Annotated in this window: 18 protein-coding genes and 1 rRNA gene; 5 read left to right on the forward strand and 14 right to left on the reverse strand. The window is 69.9% G+C overall.

Annotation, left to right across the window (positions count from 1 at the left end; translation table 11 throughout):
• Window positions 1-4 precede the first annotated feature (4 nt).
• Window positions 5-1,480, reverse strand: a complete 1,476-nt coding sequence (gene zwf / locus D187_RS48660; RefSeq protein ID WP_002627759.1) for a glucose-6-phosphate dehydrogenase — start codon at window positions 1,478-1,480, stop codon at window positions 5-7.
• A 3-nt stretch (window positions 1,481-1,483) separates the two neighbouring features.
• The gene (gene gnd / locus D187_RS48665) at window positions 1,484-2,503 is read right to left on the reverse strand and encodes a phosphogluconate dehydrogenase (NAD(+)-dependent, decarboxylating) (protein WP_002627760.1); all 1,020 of its coding nucleotides are present in this window, start codon (window positions 2,501-2,503) and stop codon (window positions 1,484-1,486) included.
• 180 nt (window positions 2,504-2,683) lie between these two features.
• Between gnd and D187_RS48670 the strand changes: the two genes are divergently transcribed.
• A complete protein-coding gene (locus D187_RS48670) occupies window positions 2,684-4,519 on the forward strand; it encodes a glycoside hydrolase family 15 protein (protein ID WP_002627761.1) in 1,836 nt (611 codons plus the stop codon).
• A gap of 4 nt (window positions 4,520-4,523) precedes the next feature.
• On the opposite strand, the gene D187_RS48675 is transcribed toward D187_RS48670, so the two are convergent.
• From D187_RS48675 to D187_RS48705, 7 genes are all read right to left on the reverse strand, one after another.
• Window positions 4,524-5,054, reverse strand: coding sequence for a hypothetical protein (locus tag D187_RS48675; protein ID WP_002627762.1), 531 nt, complete (start codon window positions 5,052-5,054; stop codon window positions 4,524-4,526).
• Window positions 5,055-5,131: 77 nt separating this feature from the next.
• Complete coding sequence (locus D187_RS48680) at window positions 5,132-5,902, reverse strand: SDR family NAD(P)-dependent oxidoreductase (protein WP_002627763.1); 771 nt, start codon at window positions 5,900-5,902, stop codon at window positions 5,132-5,134.
• Window positions 5,903-5,944: 42 nt separating this feature from the next.
• The gene (locus D187_RS48685; RefSeq protein ID WP_002627764.1) at window positions 5,945-6,565 is read right to left on the reverse strand and encodes a peptidylprolyl isomerase; all 621 of its coding nucleotides are present in this window, start codon (window positions 6,563-6,565) and stop codon (window positions 5,945-5,947) included.
• 80 nt (window positions 6,566-6,645) lie between these two features.
• A complete protein-coding gene (locus D187_RS48690; protein ID WP_002627765.1) occupies window positions 6,646-7,887 on the reverse strand; it encodes an MlaD family protein in 1,242 nt (413 codons plus the stop codon).
• Window positions 7,884-8,693, reverse strand: coding sequence for an ABC transporter ATP-binding protein (locus tag D187_RS48695; protein ID WP_002627766.1), 810 nt, complete (start codon window positions 8,691-8,693; stop codon window positions 7,884-7,886). The genes D187_RS48690 and D187_RS48695 overlap by 4 nt, the downstream gene beginning before the upstream one ends.
• A 16-nt stretch (window positions 8,694-8,709) precedes the next feature.
• Window positions 8,710-9,534 carry an MlaE family ABC transporter permease gene (locus D187_RS48700; protein ID WP_002627767.1) on the reverse strand — a complete coding sequence of 275 codons (825 nt, stop codon included), beginning with the start codon at window positions 9,532-9,534 and terminating at the stop codon, window positions 8,710-8,712.
• On the reverse strand, window positions 9,531-10,037 hold the full coding sequence (locus tag D187_RS48705) for a hypothetical protein (RefSeq protein WP_051256863.1): 507 nt from the start codon (window positions 10,035-10,037) through the stop codon (window positions 9,531-9,533). Before D187_RS48705 ends, D187_RS48700 begins: the two co-directional genes overlap by 4 nt.
• A 188-nt stretch (window positions 10,038-10,225) precedes the next feature.
• On the opposite strand from D187_RS48705, the gene D187_RS48710 reads away from it, so the two are divergent.
• On the forward strand, window positions 10,226-10,600 hold the full coding sequence (locus tag D187_RS48710; RefSeq protein ID WP_002627769.1) for a hypothetical protein: 375 nt from the start codon (window positions 10,226-10,228) through the stop codon (window positions 10,598-10,600).
• A 10-nt stretch (window positions 10,601-10,610) separates the two neighbouring features.
• Here the strand turns inward: D187_RS48710 and D187_RS48715 are convergent, their stop codons facing one another.
• Window positions 10,611-10,973 carry a hypothetical protein gene (locus D187_RS48715; protein WP_002627770.1) on the reverse strand — a complete coding sequence of 121 codons (363 nt, stop codon included), beginning with the start codon at window positions 10,971-10,973 and terminating at the stop codon, window positions 10,611-10,613.
• 101 nt (window positions 10,974-11,074) lie between these two features.
• Window positions 11,075-11,953, reverse strand: a complete 879-nt coding sequence (locus tag D187_RS48720; protein ID WP_002627771.1) for a LysR family transcriptional regulator — start codon at window positions 11,951-11,953, stop codon at window positions 11,075-11,077.
• A gap of 118 nt (window positions 11,954-12,071) precedes the next feature.
• On the opposite strand from D187_RS48720, the gene D187_RS48725 reads away from it, so the two are divergent.
• Genes D187_RS48725 through D187_RS51520 form a run of 3 tightly spaced genes read left to right on the forward strand, consistent with a single transcriptional unit; the run spans window position 12,072 to window position 14,618 of the window.
• Complete coding sequence (locus D187_RS48725; protein WP_002627772.1) at window positions 12,072-12,365, forward strand: YiaA/YiaB family inner membrane protein; 294 nt, start codon at window positions 12,072-12,074, stop codon at window positions 12,363-12,365.
• A gap of 24 nt (window positions 12,366-12,389) precedes the next feature.
• A complete protein-coding gene (locus D187_RS48730) occupies window positions 12,390-13,946 on the forward strand; it encodes a Ycf46 family AAA ATPase (protein ID WP_043435762.1) in 1,557 nt (518 codons plus the stop codon).
• A 3-nt stretch (window positions 13,947-13,949) separates the two neighbouring features.
• Complete coding sequence (locus tag D187_RS51520; protein ID WP_002627774.1) at window positions 13,950-14,618, forward strand: hypothetical protein; 669 nt, start codon at window positions 13,950-13,952, stop codon at window positions 14,616-14,618.
• Window positions 14,619-14,630: 12 nt separating this feature from the next.
• Here D187_RS51520 and recF read toward each other — a convergent pair whose 3' ends face one another.
• The 3 genes from recF to rrf all read right to left on the reverse strand — a co-directional run bounded on the left by recF (window position 14,631) and on the right by rrf (window position 17,359).
• Entirely contained in the window at window positions 14,631-15,803 is a 1,173-nt protein-coding gene (gene recF / locus D187_RS48740; protein ID WP_002627775.1) for a DNA replication/repair protein RecF, read from the reverse strand.
• A gap of 46 nt (window positions 15,804-15,849) precedes the next feature.
• Window positions 15,850-17,070: a hypothetical protein gene (locus D187_RS48745; RefSeq protein WP_002627776.1), complete on the reverse strand. Its 1,221-nt coding sequence runs from the start codon at window positions 17,068-17,070 to the stop codon at window positions 15,850-15,852.
• 172 nt (window positions 17,071-17,242) lie between these two features.
• A 5S ribosomal RNA gene (gene rrf, locus D187_RS48750) occupies window positions 17,243-17,359 on the reverse strand.
• Window positions 17,360-17,434: the final 75 nt, after the last annotated feature.

The raw sequence follows: 17,434 nt of genomic DNA on the forward strand, positions 1-17,434 counted from the left end.
GCACTCACGGCCGGGCCGGTTTGACGCGGGGCGTGCCCTCCTCGTGTCCCTCGCGGCTGCGTGGGTGCTCGTCACGCGAGTCCCGGACCACGCTCACGCCCCCCGAGTCCCGCAGCACCGTGCGCCACGAGCCCTGGGGCGCGAGTACATCCGCCTCGCTCGGCCCCCAGGTGCCCGGCTCGTACTCGTACACCCGGCTGCCATCGTCGAGGATCGGGTCCACCACCCGCCACGCCTCCTCCACGCTCTCCTGTCGCGCGAAGAGCGACACGTCCCCGCGCATCGCATCCCCCAGCAGCCGCTCGTAGGGCTTCACCACCACCTCGGGCAGCTCGCTCGCCACCAGGTCCACGTCCTCGCCCTCCATCGTGCTGCCCGGCTTCTTCGCCCTCGCCCCGAGCGAGATGCGCACGTCGGGGCCCAGCCGGAAGCGCACGAAGTTGGGCGAGGCCTGCGTCGGCTCCTCGAAGATGGGCCGCGGCGGGTGGTTGAGCTCGACGAAGACCTCGGTCGCATCGGTGGGCAGGCACTTGCCGGCGCGGATGTAGAAGGGCACGTCCGCCCATCTCCACGAGTCGATGAACAGCCGCACCGCAGCGAACGTCTCCACCTCGGACGTGGGCGACACCCCGGGCACCTGCCGGTAGCCGCGGAACTGCCCGCGCACCACGCTGTCCGGCGTGAGCGAGCGCATCGCCTTGAAGACCCGCGCCTTCTCGTCGCGCAGCGCCTCCGCGGACGAGCAGAAGGGCGCATCCATGGCGAGCAGCGCGACAATCTGGAGCAGGTGGTTCTGCAACACGTCGCGGATGGCGCCCACCTCGTCATAGAAGGCGCCGCGGCCCTTGATGCCGAAGCTCTCCGCGAGCGTCACCTGCACGCTGCGCACGTGCTGCCGGTTCCAGATGGGCTCCAGGAAGACGTTGGCGAAGCGGAAGAACAGCAGGTTCTGCACCGGCTCCTTCCCGAGGAAGTGATCGATGCGGAAGATGGCGGACTCGGGCAGGTACTGGTGCAGCGTCGCGTTGAGCTCGCGCGCCGAGGCCAGGTCGCGTCCGAAGGGCTTCTCCACCACCACGCGCGCCTCTTGCAGGCAGCTCGACTTCGACAGCCCCTCCACCACCGTGCCGAACAGGCTCGGGGGAATGGCCAGGTAGTGCAGCGGACGCTGGGCCTTGCCGAGCGCCTCGCGCACCAGGGCGAAGGTCTTCGGGTCCCGATAGTCCCCATCCACGTAGCGCAGGAGCTGACACAGGCGCTCGAGCGAGGCCGGGTCATCCTGGCCATGCGCCTTTATGCTCTCGTGGGCGCGCTGCCTCAGCCGCTCCAGGTTCCAGTCCGCCTTGGCCACGCCGATGATGGGCACGGACAGGTGCTCGCGCGCCACCAGCGCCTGGAGCGCGGGGAAGATCTGTTTGAAAGCGAGGTCTCCGGTGGCGCCGAAGAACACGAGGGCATCGGACACGGGCTGAGCGGTCATGACTCACTCGCCTCCTTTCTTCTCCAGGTGGCCGCCGAAGGCGAAGCGCATGGCGGACTGGATCTTGTTGGCGAAGTCCCCCTCGCCCTGGCTGGTGAAGCGCGAGTAGAGGGCGCTGGCGAGCACCGGCGTGGGCACGCCCTCGTCGATGGCGGCCTGCTGCGTCCACCGCCCCTCCCCCGAGTCGGACACGCGGCCGGAGAAGTCACTCAACTCGGGATTCTTGCCCAGCGCATGGGCCGTCAGGTCGAGCAGCCACGAGCCGATGACGCTGCCGCGCCGCCACACCTCGACCACGTCGGGCAGGTGGAAGTCGTACTGGTAGGCGCTCGGCTCGCGCAGGGGAGCGGTCTCCGCGTCGGCCTTGGGGGGATGGCGGCCCGCGTTGGCGTGGTGGAGCACGGCGAGCCCCTCGGCGTAGGCGGCCATGAGGCCGTACTCGATGCCGTTGTGCACCATCTTCACGAAGTGGCCCGCGCCATTGGGGCCACAGTGCAGCCAGCCCTGCTCCGCGGGAGACGGAGGGCCCTCGCGGCCCGGCGTCCGGGGCGCGGCGGCGACTCCCGGGGCCAGCGCGGAGAAGACGGGCTGCAACCGGTGCACGGGCCCCGGCTCGCCGCCAATCATCAGGCAGTATCCCCGCTCCTGGCCCCACACCCCGCCGCTCACGCCCACGTCCACGTAGTGCAGGCCCCTGGCCCGCAGCTCCGCCGCCCGGCGCAGGTCATCCCGGTAATGGGAATTGCCGCCCTCGATGATCGTGTCTCCGGGCTCGAGCAGGGCCGCCAGGTCGCGCAGCGTGTCGTCCACCACGCCCGAGGGCAGCATCAGCCACACCGTGCGCGGCGCGGGGAGCTGGCGCACCAGGTCCGTCAGGGAGAAGGCCCCCACGGCGCCGTCGCGCTGGAGCCACTCCACATTCTCGCGGAGCACGTCGTGGACGACGCAGCGGTGTCCCGTCATGAGGAGCCGGCGCACCATCGAGGAGCCCATCCGGCCCAGCCCGATCATTCCCAATTCCATCCCTGTCTCCCCGCGTGCAGGCCGCCTGGACGCTCACCGTCTGACGGGTACCGTCCCTTCACACTGCGCACGCGGCGGCCTCCTGGCAGGACGCTCATCGGACCCGGGTCCAGGCAGCCAGGCGACGCGACGGGGTCCGCCGCGTTGCCAGGGGCCCGGCGGCACCCAAGCTTGAAGCCAATGTCTTGGCCCATCGAGGATTACGCCCTCATCGGAGATACGCAGACAGCGGCGCTGGTGGCCCGGGACGGCTCCATCGACTGGCTGTGTCTGCCGCGGTTCGACTCGGGCGCCTGCTTCGCGGCCCTGCTGGGGCATCCCGAGCATGGCCGTTGGAAGATCGCACCCGCGGGCCGAAGGGTGCCCCGGGTGCGGCGGCGCTACCGCGAGGACAGCCTCGTGCTGGAGACGGAATTCACCACGCCCGAGGGGGTGGTGCGGGTGGTGGACTGCATGCCGCCGCGCGACTGCACCCCGGACGTCGTCCGCGTGGTGGAGGGAGTACGGGGCCGGGTGCCCATGCACATGCAGCTCGTCATCCGCTTCGACTATGGCTCGGTGGTGCCCTGGGCGACGCGCGAGGCGGGCGAGTGGCGCGCGGTGGCGGGCCCGGACGCGCTCAGCCTCTACACGCCCGTGGCGGTGCACGGCCACCACCTCACCACGGTGGCGGACTTCACCGTCTCCGAGGGCCAGCGCATCCCCTTCGTCCTGCGCTGGCACCCCTCGCACGAGCCCGCGCCCCCGCCCCTGGATGGCCTGGAGGCGCTCGCGGACACCGAGGACTGGTGGAGGGAGTGGTTCAGCCACTGCACCTACCAGGGCGCCTGGAGCGAGGCGGTGCGCACGTCGCTGATGACGCTCAAGGCGCTCACCTACGCGCCCACGGGGGGAATCGTCGCGGCGGCCACCACGTCGCTGCCCGAGCGGCTCGGCGGCCAGCGCAACTGGGACTACCGCTTCTGCTGGCTGCGCGACGCCACCTTCACCCTGTATGCGCTGTCACTCGGGGGCTTCCGGAAGGAGGCCGAGGCGTGGCGCTCCTGGCTCATGCGCTCGGTGGCGGGCGATGCGTCCAAGCTGCAGATCATGTACGGCGTGGCCGGCGAGCGGCGCCTGCCGGAGCTGAGCCTGGACTGGCTGCCGGGCTATGGGCACTCGCGGCCGGTGCGCATCGGCAACGCCGCGGTCGATCAGCTCCAGTTGGATGTCTATGGCGAGGTGATGGACGCGCTCCACCAGGCGCACCGCATGGAGCTGAGGGATGACCCGCGCTCCTGGGACGTGGCGCTCGTGCTGATGGACTTCCTCGAGTCCGGCTGGAAGCAGCCCGACTCGGGCCTGTGGGAGGTGCGGGGGCAGCCCCAGCACTTCACCTACTCGAAGGTGATGGCCTGGGTGGCGTTCGATCGCGCGGTGAAGACGGTGGAGCGCTACGGCATGAATGGGCCGGCGGCGCACTGGCGCGAGGTGCGCGACGCCATCCACCGCGAGGTGTGCCAGCGCGCCTATGACTCGAAGCGAGGCACCTTCACGCAGGCCTACGGCTCGGACAACCTGGACGCGAGCCTGCTGCTGCTGCCCCTGGTGGGCTTCGTGTCCCCGAAGGATCCGCGCATGGTGGGCACCGTGCGCGCCATCGAGAACGAGCTCATGTACCAGGGGCTCGTGCGGCGCTACCACACCCATGCGACGGATGATGGACTGCCGCCCGGGGAAGGGCTCTTCCTCGCCTGTTCCTTCTGGCTCGCGGACAACTACGTGCTGCAGGGCCGCATGAAGGAGGCGGAGGCGCTCTTCGAGCGGCTGCTCGGGCTGCGCAACGACGTGGGGCTGTTGGCCGAGGAGTACGAGCCCTCGCTGCGGCGGCAGCTCGGCAACTTCCCCCAGGCCTTCTCGCACGTGGGGCTCATCAACACGGCGTTCAACCTCGAGCGCCACCACCGCAAGAGCCCCGCGATCCACCGGCGTGAGAATCACATCGGGGAGCCCGAGGCCCCGCCGCCCGCGCCGTGAGGGCTCAGAGCCGGAAGGGCACGGCGTGCACGGGGGGCCAGAGGACCCGGGGCTCGCCCTCCTCGGGGACGGTGGCGAAGGTGGCCCCCTCGAGCAGTTCCTCGCTCTCGAGCGCCTCGCGCAGGGTGCTCAGGGCGATGTCCACGTCCATGACGCGGAAGTAGATGTTCATGCGTCCGGGCTGGGACTCGGCGCCCTCGACCTCGCCGTTGCCCGTCCAGCCGAGCGTGTCGGAGATGACGGACTCGACGGTGTGGCGCTTCTCGAAGTCCTGACCGCTTCCCTTGCCCTGCAGGGCGTACTGGACGACGAGCGGCGCCATGGAGTCGATTTCGGGCTCGTCGTAGCCCGCGTCCACGAGCGGCTCGGCCTGCTGGGCGACGACCATGTCCGGGTCCTCGTTGGCGGGCAGGGGCAGCACCTTCTCCTCGCCCGTCTGTCCGACGATGCCCCAGTGCACGGTGACGGAATCCTCATTCACCCAGGCTTCCCAGTAGCGCAGGGTGTCGCCTTCCTTCTTGTAGAGCCTCAGCACGGGCGCACTCTACACGGCCGGCGCGGCCGGTGCGGCCCGGAGGGCACGGCGTTCCAGGAGGAAGCCCGCCACGTCCATCAAAAGGCGCGGCCCTGTCCACCATCGACGGGGAGGGTGGCGCCCGTCACCCAGCGTGCACCCGAGGAACACAGGAAGACGACCACGTCGGCCACCTCCTCGGGGGTGCCGAAGCGGCCCCAGGGCAGCTCCTCGCGCACCATCTTCTCCACCTTCTCCGGATTGGCCTGTCGGCGGCGGTCCCAACTGCCGCCGGGGAAGAGGATGGCGCCCGGGGCCACGCCGTTGACGCGGATGCGGTGGCGCGCCAGGTCCACGGCCATCTCCTTGGTGAGCGCGGTGACGGCCGCCTTGGCCGCGGTGTAGGGGGCGCTGGTGGCGTACTCGCGGCCGAAGATGGAGTTGATGTGCACGATGCAGCCGCCGCCCTGGGCCTTCATCCGGGCCACGGCGTGCTGGCTGCACCACACGGTCGCGAGCAGGTTGCTGTCGAGCACGGCCGTCCACTGCTCGGCCGTGGCCACGTCGAAGGAGCCCGCGCCCCCGCTGCCACCCACGTTGTTCACGAGGATGTCGAGCGAGCCGAACGCGCGCACGGCCGCGTCCACCGCCGCCTGGGCCCCGTCGGGGGTGGCCACGTCCCCCGCGACGGTGGCCACCTCGGCGCCGGAGGCACGCAACTCCGCCGCCACCGCCTCCAGCCCCGGGGCACCTCGGGCGCTCAGACAGACACGTACGCCCTCGCGTGCCAGGGACAGGGCGATGGCCCGTCCGATTCCCCGACTGCTGCCCGTGACGAGCGCGCTCTTGCCCTTGAGTTCCAGATCCATGGAGGCGCGTTCTACTCCGGCCCGGGCCCGGGGGAGGCGCTTTCACTTCTTGCGCGTGGCCTCGAGGATTTTGACGGGCGGGGTGAGCTGCTGACCCCGGGCGGGGGCCTGCTGGATGGCGCGCACCACGTCCATGCCCCGCACCACCCGGCCGAAGGCCCCGAACCCCTGCCCATCCGGGTTGCGCTTGCCGCCGAAATCCAGCTCGGGCTGATCGCCAATGCAGATGAAGAAGTCGGACACCGCCGAGTCGGGCGTGTCCCGGGCCATGGAGACCGTGCCGTCCTCGTGCCGCAGGCCGGTGACGCTCGTGCGCTCCAGGGCGATGGGAGCGCGCCGCTCGGCCTTTCGCGAGGGATCGGCTCCGCCCTGGATGACCTCGATCTTCACCGGGTTGTTCGGCTGATTGCCGGGCGTCACGGTGCGGTGGAACACCCCACCCTTGAACAGCCCCGCGTCCACGTAGCCGAGGAAGTTGCGCACCGAGATGGGCGCATGGGCCTCGTCGAGCTCCAGCTCGATCTCCCCCTTCTCCGTGCGCAGCACCACGTTCACCTTGCCCGCGGGAGCGGGAGGCGCCTTCTCCTTCTTCGGAGGGTCGGCGAGGGAAGCGGAGGCGAGCAGCACCAGGACGGCACAGCACGAGGACACAATCGACTTCATCGGCATCTCCAGGTCACGAGGGCGAACCTGGAGGGCAGTGAAGCGCGGCGGCCCCTCGAGAGGAAAGGGCCGCGCTCGACTCACGGCGCCTTGCCCGGCAGCGGCGCGACCACCGGCACCGGGGGAGCGTCGCCGGAAGGCTGCGAGTCCGGACCCGCGCCGCCGATGGCCCGCTGGGAGCCCTCGTCCTTGGGTTGCTGGAGGGGCACGCCCACGTATTGGACGTTGTCGTTGTTGTCGATGGCGAAGCGCACGAGCGCGCGCAGCACGCGGTTGCGCTTCACGTTGCCCACCACCTGCCGCAGGTCCTCGTACACGGTGGGGTCGGTGATGATGCCGCCCAGCGAGCCCTCGCCGCGAGCGACCATGGAGGTGATCTGCTTGATGTCGGCGGCGGCGCTGCCCAGGTCGGCGAGCATGCCGCCCGCGCTGCCGTACACGAGCTGGTGCACGGCGCCATCGGGGTTCTTCTTCGCGTCCTCGAGCAGCCCGGCGAGCTGGCCCGCGGCGGAGCCCAGCTCCTTGAGGGCGTTGGCGCCGTCCTGGCCATAGATGAGGGCGTGGGCGGTGCCGTTGCCGTGCTCCACCTCACCGAGCAGGGACTCGACGTGGGCCACGGCCTTGTCCATGCGCATGGCCGTTTGAGAGGCATTGGCCACGAGCGCGCGCACGTTGCGGCCGGTCTCCTCGTCATAGATGAGGGCGTGCAGGGTGCCATTGCCCTTCTCGATCTCCTCGAGCATCAGGCGCAGGCTGCGCACGCCGGCGGCCACGTCCTGGGCCATCTTGGGGTCGGCGTACGCGGTGACCGCCTTGCGCAGCTCGCCGCTCACGGCCACGGCGTCATCGAGCACCTTGCTCGCGCTGCGCATCATCGCGCTCACGTCCCCGCTGGTCTCGGAGGGAATCTCACCGCCCTCGGGCACCTCGGGCTGATCCAGGGAGCCGAGCGAGATGTCCACGGCCTTGTCCCCGAGCACGCCGAGGCTCGACAGGCGGGCGACGGAGTCGGCGCGCACGCGCTGGGCGTACTCGGTGCTCAGGCGCAGGCGCACCTCCATGCGCTTCTCGCCGGGCTTGGAGGGGAAGCCCACGGCCTCCACGCGGCCGACCTCCAGGCCGTTGAGCCACACGGGCGAGTGGCTGGAGAGCCCCTCCACGCTCGCGAAGTAGGCGCGGTAGCTGACCTGCTTCTCGAACAGGTGGGTCTTCTGGCCGATGAAGAAGACGACGATGCCCGCCAGCACGAAGGCCATCGCCACGAAAGCGCCCACCCGGAGGGCGAGCCGTTGATCCTTGGATGTCTGTGTGAAGATGCTCACGACGCCGCCCTCCCCAATTCCTGCCCCCGGGCGTCCAGGAAGGCCCGCACCTCGGGCACCTTGGAACGCCGGATTTCCTCCGTGGTGCCCACCTGGACGATGCGCCGGTTGGCCAGCATGGCGATCCGGTCGGACACCGAGAGGGCACTCACCATGTCATGCGTGACCACGATGGACGTGCACCCGAGCTGCTTCTGCATGGAGCGGATCATCTGATCGATCGTCTCCGTGGTGACGGGATCCAATCCCGTGGTGGGCTCGTCCCAGAGGATGACCTCCGGGTTGGTGGCGATGGCGCGCGCCAGGCCCACGCGCTTGCGCATGCCACCGGACAGGTCCGCGGGCCGCATGTTCTCGATGCCCGGCAGCCCCACGAGCGCGAGCTTCTCGGCCACGCGCTCGCGCACCTGGGCGGGCGTCATCTCCGGGAAGTGCTCGTGCAGCGGGTAGGCGATGTTCTCCCCCACGCTCAGCGAGTCGAACAGGGCCGCGCCCTGGAACACCATGGCCACGTGGCGGCGCAGGTGGATGAAGTCCTCCTCACCCCACTCGGTGAGATCCTGCCCCTGGAAGAAGATGCGGCCGGAGTCCTGGCGCAGCAACCCGATGAGGCACTTGAGCAGCACGCTCTTGCCGGTGCCCGAGCCGCCGATGACGGTGAGTGTCTCCCCCGCGTACACGGAGAGCATCACGTCGTCGTAGATGCGCTTGGGGCCGAAGGCCTTGCGCAGGTGCTCGAAGCGGATGAGTTCCTCGCCGGCTTGGGGCGGTTGGAAGCGCAGTCGGGGGGACGGGCGGGAGAACATGGTCAGGGGGAGCGCGTCAGAGGGAGAGCGTGAGCTTGGTGATGAAGAAGTCGGCCAGACACACGGTGACGGAGGTGATGGCGACGGTCTCGGTGGTGGCGCGGCCCACGCCCTCGGTGCCGTTCTGCACGGTGAGCCCCTTGAAGCAGCCGACGATGCCGATGATGCCGCCGAAGACGAAGCCCTTGAAGACGCCGGAGAGGAAGTCGCTCATGAGGATGACGTCGAGCGCGCCCTTGAAGAACAGGTTGAAGCCGATGCCGTATTGGGCGTTCACCACGAGGGCGCCGGCGAGCATGCCGATGACGTCGGCGAGGATGGTGAGCGCGGGGCCGAGCACGAAGCAGGCGAGCACGCGCGGCACCACGAGCTTGCGCAGGGGATCGGCGCCGAGCGCGCGGATGGCGTCCACCTGCTCGGTGACGGTCATGGAGCCCAGCTCCGCGGCGATGCCCGAGCCCACGCGCGCGCCCACGGTGAGGGCGATGAGCACGGGGGACAGCTCGCGGAAGAGCGTGAGCACGACGACGCGGCCCACGGTGTACTGCACGCCGAAGCGCGCGAGGAAGAAGCCGAACTGGAGCGAGATGACGAGTCCGGCGAAGGTGGCGGTGAGCAGGGCGATGGGCAGCGAGCGCACGCCCAGCGCCTCGAGCTGGTAGATGAAGGCGGAGGGAGAGAAGGGCGGGCTGAAGGCGCGGGTGAACACCTGGCCGGTCATCACCGCGAGCGAGCCCAGGCGCTCGAGCCGCACGAGCAAGCGGCCCCGGAGCGAGTCGTCCTCACCGGGGGTGGCGGGCGTGGGAGGAGCGGCGGGCGCCAGGTCCACGTCGGTGCTCATGAGGGGTTCTCCACGTGGAAGCCGCCCACGAGCGCATCCAGATCCTCGACCCGGTCCTGCAGGTGGCCCAGGGGGGCGACATAGGTGAAGTCGTAGACGCAGCGATCCTTCTTGAGCACGACCAGGAGGAGCTCCACGGGCACGCCGTCGAGCTTGGCCTGGTAGTGCGAGCGCAGCGCCTCGCGCTCGTCGACGACCTCGGCGCGCTGCATCAAGGGGACGCGCTCGGTGAAGCCCTCGAGCAGGTGGCGCGTGAGCACCTCGAGCGAGGCGTCATCGTGCTCGCGGCAGGTGGAGTTGACGGACAGGGCGTGGCCGGTGTCCTCGGTGAACCAGGCGAGATCATTCTCGGAGAGCTTGACCTGGGACCAGGCGGGGGGGAGCGCCCCGACGCGGTAGCGCACGCCGGGCTTGGAGAGCACCTGCTCCTCGAAGCGCACACCGCGGTGGCACCCGAGCGCCACCAGCAGCAGTGATAACAGGATGACTCGATTCGACCTCACGCCGCCAGGGTAGGCACCCCCCTCCGAGCCGGTGAGTTGCAGGGGGAGGGACGCTGTTCATTCCTGAGCAGAGGAGGGGGGCGAGCGGGCATACCAGGGGCCCGCCGAGGTGGGTGTTCCGATGGGGATGAGCGTGCCGATGTTGAGAGATGAACCCTCGACCCCGAGCACGACGCGGGAGGCCCCCGATGGACGGCGGATTGGGACTGTTTGGACTGGGATTGTTCCTGTTATCGATTGCCCTGCTCTATGCCCGGGAGGCGTTCGGGCTGGCGTGGCCGCTCCTGGGGCTGTCGCTCATCTCGATGGGCTTCGCCATGTCGGAGAGCCCGCGGCGGCGGGACGTGGCGTTGGGTGTGGGAGTGGCGTGCCTGGTGGCGGCGCTGGTGAGCCTGGCCTTCGCGGTGTCGTGGTGGTGGGTGGTGGCCACGGCGCTGTTTGGCGTGGCCTACATGGTGCTGTGGGCGGAGTTCCGCTTCGCCTTCTTCCAGCACCTGCCCCAGGAAGCCGGAGGGGGGCGGGCGAACCACGACTCGAGGCACCTCGGCTCGCGCCGGCCGTGAGGCGCGAGGGCTACAACCCGCCCGTCTGCCCGAGCACCCAGAGGGTGACGGCGATGGGGTCCGGGCAGTCGGAGAGCCGCTGGGCCTCGGCCACGGAGGCCCAGCGGGAGGCACCGCGGTAGATGACCCCGTTTTCCAGGGTGGCCACCCGCATGCCATTCACCTCGATGTCGTAACCGTTGCCCCGGCGCACGGCGCGGCCCCGGGGGTCGCCTCCCTTGTCGATGGCCACGTCCATGCCGGACCTGCGCACGGTGTATTGGGTGACTCCCGCCTTCTCCACGCGGTTGCCCGTGCACTTGTAGTCCGCGGCGGCGGCGTGGGTGGCCCCCAGCACACAGAGCACGGCGAGCGGCGACGACCTGATCTTCACGGCGTACCTCCAGGCGATGGGACGCGGTGGCCCCATGCTGTGGACCCAACGTGACACACGCGTCTGACATGGCGCGTCATCGTGGGGGGAGGTGTCTGGGTTCAGGAAGAGGGGGCGAGCGCGAGGAGGGCGGCGATGAGGGGATTGGGTTGGGGGGTGCGGCGCCAGGCGACGTAGAGGGGGAATTGACGAGCGGGCTCGGTGAGGGGGAGCGCGGTGACGCCGGGGACGCGGGGGCCACGGGGTTCCACGGAGGCCAGGAGCGAGTAGCCGAGCCCGGCGGCCACGAAGCCGAGGATGGTTTCGGCGGAGTCGGCCGCGTAGATGCGCCGGGGGACGACGCCGAAGTGGGCGAGCGCGGCGAGTTGCAGCTCACGCAGGTAGGTATCGGAGCTGTAGGCGATGAAGGGCTCGTCGCGCCAGGGCACGGGGGTGACGGGGCCCTTGAGCTGGGGCCGGGGGATGGAGGGGACGACGAGGAAGGCGCGAGTCTTTCCCACCTGCCGCGCCTCCAGGTCGGAGGGAACCTCGGGGAGGTGATCCACGAGGAGTTCCGCCTCACCGGAGCGCAGGGCGGCGACGGCGGGAGTCTTGGCCTCGAAGAGGGCGACCTCGATGTCGGGCCGTTGTCCGCGCAGGCGGCGCAGCCACGGGGGAAGGAGGTGGCGCAGCACGTGGCCCGAGGCATGGATGCGCAGGCGTCCCCCGATTTCTCCCGAGCGCAGGGAGCGCTCCAGGGCGGGCAGAGCTTCGTAGAAGGGGGCGATGGCGTCGTAGAGGATGCGGCCCTGGGGGGTGAGGACGACGCGGTCCTTGCCGATGCGCTCGAAGAGGCGCACGCCGAGCTCGGCTTCCAGCCGTCGCACCTGCTGGTGCACGCCGGGTTGGGTGATGGGGTAGGGAAAGGCGCGGGCCGCGCGGGCGTACCCTTCACATCGCGCGACCCAGTAGAAGCCCTCGAGGCGCTGGAGCTGAATCATACACGGCAGCTTATCGATGGTTGGGCTCTTCGTTCCATGCGGTTTGCGATGGAGATCGGTAGGGTGTTGTTCATCCGGCGCACCAACACGGGGCGCCCCCGAACGAACGGAGCGAACCATGTCCCGCCAATCAGCCAATGCCTCGCAGGATCACAGTGGAGCCTGGGTCATCCAGACGTGGATGTCGTTCATCCTGTCGGTGGCGGTGACGTCGCTGGGCATCTACCACCTGCCGGTGGACGGCTGGCAGAAGGCTTTCCTGGGCATGGGGTTGCTCTTCACGGTGGGCTCCACGTTCACGCTGTCCAAGACGGTGCGAGACCAGCACGAGCAGCAGCGGCTGACGGCGCGCATCGACGAGGCGCGGGTGACGAAGCTGCTGGCCGAGGTGGACCCGGTGGTCCTCAAGTAGAGGGGGCTGTAGACTTTGGCGGGCATGACGACCCGCTCCGCGATTCCGCGCTCCGCCCCATTCGCCGCATGGATGGAGGAGTTGGATCTGCTCATCCGCGCGCGCTATCCGCTGCTCTATCTGGTGTCGTGGGAGGAGCACCGGGTGGAGGCGCTGCTCGGGGAGGTGGCGAGGGCGCACGGCAAGGTGCTGCTCACCTGGTCGGTGCGCCGGGGCCTGCGGCACGTGGGGAGCACGCGGGGCCCGGTGCTGCCCGAGGACACGCGCAACCCGCTCGAGGCGCTGGCGGCCATCGAGAAGCTGTCCGAGCCGGCGCTAGTGGTGCTCGAGGACTTCCCGCCCTACCTGGAGGAGAAGCCGCTGGTGAGGGCGTTGCGCGAGCTGGCGCACTCGCTCAAGAGCACGTTCACGACGGTGGTGTTGCTGTCGCCCACGCTGCAGTTGCCGGCGGAGCTGGAGAAGGAGGTGTCGGTGCTGGACGTGCCGTTGCCGGGCTTCGAGGAGCTGACGCAGCTGCTCAAGGAGATCGTGGCGGTGGTGCGGCGGGGCAACAAGGCGAGCATCGAGCTGACGCGCGAGGAGGCCGAGCAGCTCATCAAGGCGGCGCAGGGGCTGACGTTGTCGGAGGCGGAGAACGCGTTCGCCAAGGCGATCGCGAAGGACGGCAAGCTGAGCGCGGAGGACATCCGGCGGGTGCAGGACGAGAAGCGGCAGGTCATCCGCAAGAGTGGGCTGTTGGAGTACTACCCGCCGGGGGAGGACCTGGGGAGCGTGGGGGGCTTGCGCGAGTTGAAGCAGTGGCTGGACCGGCGCACGGCGGCGTTTGGCGAGCGGGCGAGGCAGTTCGGGTTGCCCGAGCCGCGGGGGGTGTTGCTGTTGGGGGTGCAGGGGTGCGGCAAGAGCCTGACGGCGAAGGCGATCGCGGCGCACTGGAACCTGCCGTTGTTGAGGCTGGACATGGGGCGCATCTTCAGTGGGCTGGTGGGCTCGTCGGAGGAGAACCTGCGCAAGGCCATCCACGTGGCGGAGAGCATCGCGCCGGTGGTGTTGTGGGTGGACGAGGTGGAGAAGGGCCTGTCGGGGGTGGCCTCGTCGGGGACGACGGATGGAGGCGTCACGGCGCGGGTGTTCGGGGCGCTGCTCACGTGGCTGCAGGAGAAGACGGCGCCGGTGTTCGTGGTGGCGACGGCCAACCGGATCGAGGGACTGCCTCCCGAGCTGCTGCGCAAGGGGCGGTTCGACGAGATCTTCTTCATCGACTTGCCGGGGGTGGCCGAGCGCCGGGAGATCTTCCGCATCCACCTGGAGCGCAGGGGGAGGAAGGCGGGGGGGTACGACGTGGGGGTGTTGGCGGAGCTGGCGGTGGACTTCAGCGGGGCGGAGGTGGAGCAGGCGGTGATCGCCGCGCTCTACGAGGCGTTTGGCGAGGGAGTGGAGCTGGAGCAGCGCCACCTGGAGCGAGCCATCCAGGAGACCTTCCCGCTCGCGGTCACGCTGAGGGATGAGATTCTGCGGTTGCGCGAGTGGGCGCGGGGACGAACGCGTCCGGCGTCGCTGGCGGGTGAAGCTCGCAAGGAGTAGCCCATGTCTCGATTCAACCGCTTCCTGCACATCGAGCAGTCGCGAGGAGAGAAGGAGCCGGCGGACGGGCCGGTATCGCTCCGGGATGGGGGCCGCTTCGAGTCGGTGTCGGGGCCTGGCGAGGCGGGCGCCCTGCCCTCCCCGGGGGTGCCAGAGGCCCACCTGGAGCGCTTCAAGCAACAGGGGCAGACGCCGCTGGTGATGGATGACGGGCCCACGAGCGGACAGCATTTCTCGCGCTGCATTCGCTGTGAGACGGAGAATGGCCGGTTCGCCGTCGTGTGCACGACGTGCGGAGCGGATCTGCGAGCACCGGAGCAGCGGGCGGAGGACGAGAAGCGCGGGCGCGAGCGCGAGCAGGCGGTGGAGCGGGAGCGGGAGGAGATGCGGGTGCGCCAGACGATGCCGGCCGAGCGGCCCACGTGGCGCACCGCGGAGGAGGAAGAGGGAATTCCCTCCGTGTTCGAGCCCTCACTGGGCAGGGGGCTCATGCGGCGCATCGAGAATCCCACCGTGAGGTGGTTGAGCGTGGGGGGAGCGGTGGGGCTGCCGTTGCTGCTCACGCGAGCGGGGCACGGGCCGCTCTGGGTGCTCGGCATGTACCTGGGGGTCTTCGTGGCGGCGAGCTTCGTGCCCAGTGCGTTCTGGATGAGGAGGGGGCGCGACGAGTAGCCCCCGAGCGCGTCACCCGGGCTCGCCGCCGTCCGGGGGAGAGGACAGCCCGGAGGGGGAGTCACCGGGAGGAGAGAGGGAGACCGCGCCCGAGCGCACGCCCATCCACAGGGTGTCCTGGGCGGCGGCGGCGCGCACGAGGCTGGCGTCGGTGGTGGTGAGGAAGACCTGGGCGCCGCTCTCGGCGAGGTAGCGCATCAGGTAGGCATTGCGCTCGGGATCCAGCTCGCTCGAGACATCATCGAGCAGGAGCAGGGGCAGGAAGCCCGTGGCCGCCTCGAGGTTCTCGATCTCGGCGATCTTCCATCCCAGCACGAGCGCGCGCTGCTGGCCCTGACTGGCGTAGGCGCGAGCGCTGCGCGAGCCCAGGGTGACGGAGACATCATCCGCGTGGGGGCCCACGGAGGTGAAGCCTCGCTCGAGGTCTCTTCGGGAGCGGGACGCGAGCGCTTCACGGAGCGCGTTGGCGAGGGCCGCCTCATCGGCCTGGGCGAAGTCGAGCTCGCCGAGATGGGCGGGGCGGTACCCATAGGAGGCGGGGTCGGGGGTGCGCCCGATGGAGGCGAAGGTGGCCTGGGCACGGGGCGCGAGTTCGGCCATGAGGGCCCGTCGCCGGGCATAGACGCGGGCGCCGGCCTTGGCGAGGGTCTCGTCGTAGGCCTCGAGGTAGACGGAGTCCACCGGGCCCGTGCGCAGCAGACGGTTGCGATTCTTCAGGGCCCGAGCGTACTCGCGGCTCTCGCGCAGGAAGGCGGGGAAGCGGTTGAAGACGGCGCGATCCAGGAAGCCCCGGCGCGAATCCGGGCCGCCCTTGACGACCTCCAGATCATCCGGCGTGAAGGCCACCACCGAGACGCCACCGAAGTACTCCTCCAGGCTGGGGGCCTTCTTCCCATCCACGAAGGACTGCCGGACGCCGCCGGCCACCTCCACGGAGATTTCGCGTTCGGCGCCCTTGAGGAGGAAGCGGCCCGTGACCCGTGCGGCCGGAGCGCCCCACCGGACGAGCTCCGACAACCGGCCCGCGCGCAGAGGCTTGAGTGTCGCGAGGAAGTAGAGGGCTTCGAGCAGGTTGGTCTTTCCCTGACCGTTCTGCCCCACCGCGATGGTCGCGTGCGGGCTCGGCGACAGGGAGACCTGGCCGAGGTTACGGAAGTCCTGGACGTGGAGTGCCAACAGGCGCACGGGAGACCTTTCTCCCATCCGTTCAGGTGAGCGTCCAGGTGAAAGCCTATCCCCGGCGACGTTCGGCGGCAGGGCGTCCGGCCGCGGTCCGGGCCAGGAGGACCAGCCCGGGGAGATCCGCCTGATCCTCGGCGAGGGAGGGAGGTGTGAAACCGGAGAGGGAGCGCTCGCGGCCCACGGAGAAGAAGCGCGCGGGTGTCTCGCGCTGACCCCTCAGGCGGATGAAGAGGTGCAGCGCGTCGCACAGACACTCCATGTCGGGTCCCTGCTCGCTCTTCGCGCGATGGGCCGCGCGCTCCAGGCGGGCCCAGGCGGCCTCCTCGTTCCAGGCGCCCACCGGGCGGGAGTGGGACAGGGAGGCCAGCTCCACCGCGACCTCGAGCAGTCCGGCCCGTCCCTCGCTCAGCATGGCCGAGGCACTCAATCGAGTGTCGGGTGACCCCTCGCGCTCCACCAGCCAGCCCAGCAGCTCGGGCCATTCCCGCTCGGGGGGGTGGACGGGTGAGAACCGGGCATCGAGGAGGGTGCGCAGCCGGGAGTTGGCCAGGTCAGTCCAGAAGACGGCATGGAGGAACAACTCGGGACCACTGCGCGGGGTGCGCACGGGCACACGCCTGGCTCGCTTCTCCAGGAAGTCCGTCAGACGTCCCGAGGGATCGAAACGATGCACGCGGCTCCACAGGGCCTCCATCGCCGTGTCGGCCAAGGGAAGGGCGCGCCGGACCTCATCGGCTTCCGCCGCGCTGAACGGCAGGGCGCCCTCGGGGATGGGACGCTTGAAGACGCGCTCGAAGATTTCCGCGGCCGCGCAGGCGGCCCTGAGCTCCGGCAGGTTGCGCGGAAGCAGATCCACCGCCTGGGCCCAGAAGCGCCGGCCCAACAACGGTCCCTCGGCGAGCATCTCCTCTTCCAGGAGCAGCAAGGCCTCGCCGAGGACAGGGGGCTTGGTGGGAGCGCGAAGCCGCCGGGCGACCAATTGAACGAGGGCCTCGCGCAACTGGGACACGTCGGCCAGCAGCACCATGGAAGCGGAGTCCTTGGGCCAGTCCTCCGCCGCCGCCCGCCGGCAGACGGAGGCCAGCGTGATGTCCACTTCAGGCTGGTCGCGGACCACCTCTCGGAGCAGCTCGAGGTTGGCGCGAAGCGTGTCCCGCCAGAAAAAGCCCCGGAGCATGAGCCGCAGCGCCCGGTAACGAAGGCGGGCAGCCTCGAGCAGATCCGCGCGGTCCTCGAGCCGCGCCCGTAGGGTGTCGGGAGAAGTGGCCACGGTCAGGAGAACTATAGGCCCATCCGGGAGCGCTGACAGGTGGCCTCGGGACCGGGGGCCGAGGAGTCAACGATCGGATGACCCCTGAGCGGGAAAGAACACACGGCGAAGCCCGCAAAGGCGAAGGCCCCGAGTCGACACCTGACGGTGCGGACTCGGGGCCTTCAAAAAAATCCGGCAGCGACCTACTCTCCCGCGCGGTTTCCCGCGGAGTACCATCGGCTCTGGAGGGCTTAACTTCCGTGTTCGGGATGGGAACGGGTGGGACCCCTCCGACATTGCCACCGGAAAAACAGGACAGTCCATACGAAGGGTAGGTGAATCAACTTCCACTGCGAAGCTCTCGTGCCTTCTTCCGGGCCCG

This window comes from Cystobacter fuscus DSM 2262 (genome assembly GCF_000335475.2).
GTDB classification, from domain to species: Bacteria; Myxococcota; Myxococcia; order Myxococcales; family Myxococcaceae; genus Cystobacter; species Cystobacter fuscus.

Bases quoted from the DNA above. Each gene is read 5' to 3' on its own strand.
- D187_RS48700 (WP_002627767.1), bottom strand. From the start codon at position 9,534: ATGAGCACCGACGTGGACCTGGCGCCCGCCGCTCCTCCCACGCCCGCC.
- D187_RS48720 (WP_002627771.1), bottom strand. From the start codon at position 11,953: ATGATTCAGCTCCAGCGCCTCGAGGGCTTCTACTGGGTCGCGCGATGT.
- D187_RS48695 (WP_002627766.1), bottom strand. From the start codon at position 8,693: ATGTTCTCCCGCCCGTCCCCCCGACTGCGCTTCCAACCGCCCCAAGCC.
- D187_RS48680 (WP_002627763.1), bottom strand. From the start codon at position 5,902: ATGGATCTGGAACTCAAGGGCAAGAGCGCGCTCGTCACGGGCAGCAGT.
- gnd (WP_002627760.1), bottom strand. From the start codon at position 2,503: ATGGAATTGGGAATGATCGGGCTGGGCCGGATGGGCTCCTCGATGGTG.
- D187_RS51520 (WP_002627774.1), top strand. From the start codon at position 13,950: ATGTCTCGATTCAACCGCTTCCTGCACATCGAGCAGTCGCGAGGAGAG.
- zwf (WP_002627759.1), bottom strand. From the start codon at position 1,480: ATGACCGCTCAGCCCGTGTCCGATGCCCTCGTGTTCTTCGGCGCCACC.
- D187_RS48725 (WP_002627772.1), top strand. From the start codon at position 12,072: ATGTCCCGCCAATCAGCCAATGCCTCGCAGGATCACAGTGGAGCCTGG.
- D187_RS48685 (WP_002627764.1), bottom strand. From the start codon at position 6,565: ATGAAGTCGATTGTGTCCTCGTGCTGTGCCGTCCTGGTGCTGCTCGCC.
- D187_RS48670 (WP_002627761.1), top strand. From the start codon at position 2,684: ATGTCTTGGCCCATCGAGGATTACGCCCTCATCGGAGATACGCAGACA.
- D187_RS48730 (WP_043435762.1), top strand. From the start codon at position 12,390: ATGACGACCCGCTCCGCGATTCCGCGCTCCGCCCCATTCGCCGCATGG.
- D187_RS48710 (WP_002627769.1), top strand. From the start codon at position 10,226: ATGGACGGCGGATTGGGACTGTTTGGACTGGGATTGTTCCTGTTATCG.